Source organism: Pseudoalteromonas sp. JC28 (assembly GCF_013319255.1).
Taxonomy (GTDB): domain Bacteria; phylum Pseudomonadota; class Gammaproteobacteria; order Enterobacterales; family Alteromonadaceae; genus Pseudoalteromonas.
Genome location: NZ_QOKX01000028.1, coordinates 1 through 1,164, shown reverse-complemented (window position 1 = coordinate 1,164; position 1,164 = coordinate 1). Strand labels below are relative to the sequence as shown.

1 protein-coding gene is annotated in these 1,164 nt (G+C 47.8%); it reads left to right on the top strand.

Translation table 11 applies throughout. The features are described 5' to 3' along the window. The coding region (locus DS891_RS24260) for a condensation domain-containing protein (protein WP_254606058.1) at nucleotides 1–1,164 on the top strand (1,164 nt) is incomplete at both ends.

Sequence of the window (1,164 nt, the reverse complement as noted above, 5' to 3'; positions counted from 1 at the left end):
ACCATTATATCGGACGGGAGACTTGGCCAGATTGACGGTGTCAGGTGAGTTTGAAGTGATTGGTCGGGCCGATCACCAGGTTAAAGTGCGTGGTCACCGCATTGAATTAGGGGAAATAGAGCAGCAATTATTAGCGCTACCAAGTGTTAGAGAAGCGGTGGTGCTGGTAGTGGGCGAAGAGGAGCAGAGCCGTTTAGTTGCCTATATTGTCAGTGACAAAGACGACAGTCATGGTGACATACAGCAGCAATTGGCGACTGTCTTACCGGAATACATGGTACCAAAACAGGTTGTGACATTACCGCGTTTACCATTGACGCCAAACGGTAAAGTGGACCGCAGTGCGCTACCTAGTCCACATCAGCAAGCAACGAAACGAATAACTGCGACAAGTCAAACAGAGCGACGATTGGTACAAATATGTGCTGAATTGTTGGGGATAGAAGCGGGGGATATCGGTCTAGAGCAACACTTTTTTGCGCTAGGTGGGCATTCCTTATTAAGTGTAAAGCTACAAGCTGAGATCCGCTCAACGTTTGCAGTAGAGCTAGGTTTAGGCGACATATTTGCTCAGCCAGACTTAGTTAGCCTAGCGGCAACAATAGATGCAGCGGAACACTCACAACAAACATTGATCACAAAACGAAGCAGTTCAGAGCCGGCGGCTTTGTCATATGCGCAACAGCGTTTGTGGTTTATTGAACAGATGCAACCTGGCAGTGCGCATTATGTGATGAGTTCAACATTACAGCTGCGAGGAGTAATAGCAGCTGACTATATAGAGCAGGCATTACAAGGCATTATTGCACGGCATGATATATTGCGAAGCCGTTTCATAAGCCATGAAGGTGAGCCTAGGCAAGTCGTGGAAAGTGAGGTCAGGTTTGTCTTACAGCATTACGATTTAACATCACTAGCGCCTGCAACACAGCAGCATAAGATACAGACACTACAAGCAGAAGAAGGACAGCGAGGTTTTGACCTAACAGCAGGGCAACTATTTAGAGCGAGTTTGGTCAGGCAAAGTGCAACGGAAGCGGTGCTGATGATCAGTCTTCACCACATCATCGCAGATGGTTGGTCGGTAGAGATATTGCATCGAGAGTTTGCGGCACTTTATCAAGGGTTGCAAAGAGGGGAGGCTGCGGTACTTCCTCCTTTAGC